Below are 2,485 nucleotides of genomic sequence, written 5' to 3'. Positions count from 1 at the left end.
GGAGGGACACCACGTCGAATGTTACCACGTTTCTCTGAACCCCCCCACCCCTTCGTTTCGGGTGGAACGAGGAAACAGTGTGGTGGGGGAGGGGGGCTATTCTAGGACAGGAACCTTTATTACACAATCTAGCCAACAATATCCGCAAACTAGAGTCATTTCTTTTCTAGAGTGGGGTGTACCCTGTAACTTACCTCCAACCGACACCCCACACCCCACCTTTCGCCGTTTCCACCCGAAACGAAGGGGTGGGGGTGTGTCCCAACGAGTAAAAACAATAACACATCCACCCGTCTCCAGCAACGAGTCATCTCAAGTCCAACGTTAGAGCAACACCTCCTCGTGTTATCTCTTCACGTGCTCACTGACACCGTAGAACATGGGTGCTGGTAGTTCTCTACCGTTCTCTTTCCTTTCATTTTGTCTCTATTTTCCATCCGTTGCGTGAGAATCGTCCAGTCGTTTTCGCCCACGTAACCCGAGAACCCCTTCGTTTCCAGTGGAAGTCGTTCCCCGAGCACGGCCGTTGAACAAAAATTCGATGCGGCGAGAAAAAGACGGACCAGGAGCAACGAAAGTACCTCCCAGTTCGACCATCGACCCGGGGTCCGAGAGGACGGCTCCGTCCTCGTCGACTACAGCCTCCGGTGACCGAACCGACCCTAACCAGGCAGCGGGATAGACCACCAGTCAGATTAACGGAACGGATCACCTTCACCTGTAAATTACGCGGATGTATTCCGCAGACGAGCGTGATTCGTTTCACGTCCTTGGTGATGAAACAACCACTAGATAGGTGTGCATCTGTAGAATATAATCCTTGTAGGAATCGCCTATCGATCGTAGGTACACGGGCAGTGGATCGTGCTACCACAGGAATCCGATACGACCCCTTAGTTGGTATCCGCGAAGCAATTAAATCCGACTGTGACTGTATCAACTGCGTTCCCGGACTTGTCTATCGCGAGAATCCGGTACTGACCGTTGTACGGTCGGGGACCGATGTACTGCTGGTACTGGAGTTGTCCCGGCGAGACGCCCAGCTTCTTCTGCATGACATCGGTGTCCAAGGGGGAGACGGGAATCGTGTACTTGAGTTGGCCGGACGGGTCGTAGAGCCGGAGGCTGGTCACATTCTGGTGTTTTACTTTCTCGACGGAGAGTGGGATGGTGAGGTAGACATTTCCGTCGTGAACGGTAGCCATCGCACCACCATCAAGGACATCCCCATCACCATGCTGGGAGGCACTCGTGTGGCAGTCAATCGTATCCGAACCGCCAGATTCCGATCCGCTACAGCCTGCGAGACTGATAAGCGCGAGACTGGAAGTGCCGGCAAGGACCTGTCTGCGAGAGATCATACTGAGGGCATTCCCCCGGATGGAATTAACTATTCCGCAGGAAGCCTGCAGATGAGGCTTTTCATCCGCTAACAGATGGATAAGTCGGTCGTCTATACCTGGCGAAAGTAGGGTGGTCCGTAACCGATACGCGCCCTGAATCTTGCAAAGACTTGACGACCTACCGAGCTACTATCAGGAAGTATGTGCAAGATACAGAGCGTCTATTGTTCACGCTCGTCAGACGAGGGAGCGTTTGATTCAATCACGGTCTCATAGCCAGCGCGGGCCTCTCGTCTGAATATGTAGATAAGTATGGCGACGACAGCGACGGCGGTGAAGGCTACAGGGCCGAGGAAGAACAACACCGTTGCAAGAAGAAGACACAGAAGGAAGAGTGGCCAATCATCGGAGCTTACAACGGTAGTCATAGTGTAAATTACTTCACAAGCATGCATAAGCTTTGTTCCACGAACCTATCTGCCAGCGGGTAGGGTATGGGAGATACGCGCTGTGTATCTCGCACGACGTTTCTGACAGTCACTGGTGAATAAAGAGAACCTATGTCTGGATTCTTTTGCGAATCTCTATACGCAATAGTCGTTCATATCGCGACGATAACGACGAAACAGTCGTTCAGTAGGTATGGAAATTGGACGTAGAAGATCGGTTGATTACAATTTCTCGTTATCCATTCTAATCGCGGTCAAACTGAGTTCGTAGTCGATTCTCCCTCGTCTTCGATATTGTTCTGAGATTCGCCCTGGCCATTCTTTTGCTTGTATTCTCGCCACTCGTACCAGAGGACGAGGAGAGTGAGGCTGATCAACGCGCCTATCCTCTGCTCGTTGACAATGCTCCCGACGAGACTGAAAATCAAGAGGAATTTCACTACACCGCTAGTCGAAATATTCATACTATTAACTCCAACTCATCCTCGAAATGTGTATCGTCAGAGAAATGATTTGAGACTGATTTCGTCATGACTCGAGAGGTATTGCTCAATATCCGATTCACGCCATCCCAACGGCGATACCACACTCGCTGCTGCACGAACCAACAACTCCCGATAGAACCCGACATCATACTCACCAAGTTCCTCACTCGCCAACTCTACCCGCTCTCGCGACTGCTTCGCATCATCA

General features: G+C 51.4%; 3 protein-coding genes and 1 pseudogene. All 4 read right to left on the bottom strand.

Features of this window, described 5'->3' with window-relative positions:
• Positions 1-893 precede the first annotated feature (893 nt).
• Positions 894-1,205 carry a hypothetical protein gene (locus tag BG842_RS00410; RefSeq protein WP_139135965.1) on the bottom strand — a complete coding sequence of 104 codons (312 nt, stop codon included), beginning with the start codon at positions 1,203-1,205 and terminating at the stop codon, positions 894-896.
• Between the two features lie 359 nt (positions 1,206-1,564).
• Positions 1,565-1,771, bottom strand: coding sequence for a hypothetical protein (locus BG842_RS00405; protein ID WP_139135964.1), 207 nt, complete (start codon positions 1,769-1,771; stop codon positions 1,565-1,567).
• Between the two features lie 275 nt (positions 1,772-2,046).
• A complete protein-coding gene (locus BG842_RS00400) occupies positions 2,047-2,256 on the bottom strand; it encodes a hypothetical protein (protein ID WP_069449228.1) in 210 nt (69 codons plus the stop codon).
• A gap of 36 nt (positions 2,257-2,292) precedes the next feature.
• Positions 2,293-2,485: pseudogene (locus tag BG842_RS30475) on the bottom strand (DNA polymerase I); the annotation flags it as partial.

The organism is Haladaptatus sp. W1, assembly GCF_001723155.1.
Lineage (GTDB): Archaea > Halobacteriota > Halobacteria > Halobacteriales > Haladaptataceae > Haladaptatus > Haladaptatus paucihalophilus.
The sequence above is the reverse complement of the archived record's forward strand: the minus strand, read 5'-3'. Positions and strand labels throughout refer to the sequence as shown.

What these genes read in the sequence shown, in the direction of transcription:
- BG842_RS00400 (WP_069449228.1), bottom strand. Translation starts at nt 2,256, where the DNA reads ATGAATATTTCGACTAGCGGTGTAGTGAAATTCCTCTTGATTTTCAGT.
- BG842_RS00405 (WP_139135964.1), bottom strand. Translation starts at nt 1,771, where the DNA reads ATGACTACCGTTGTAAGCTCCGATGATTGGCCACTCTTCCTTCTGTGT.
- BG842_RS00410 (WP_139135965.1), bottom strand. Translation starts at nt 1,205, where the DNA reads ATGGCTACCGTTCACGACGGAAATGTCTACCTCACCATCCCACTCTCC.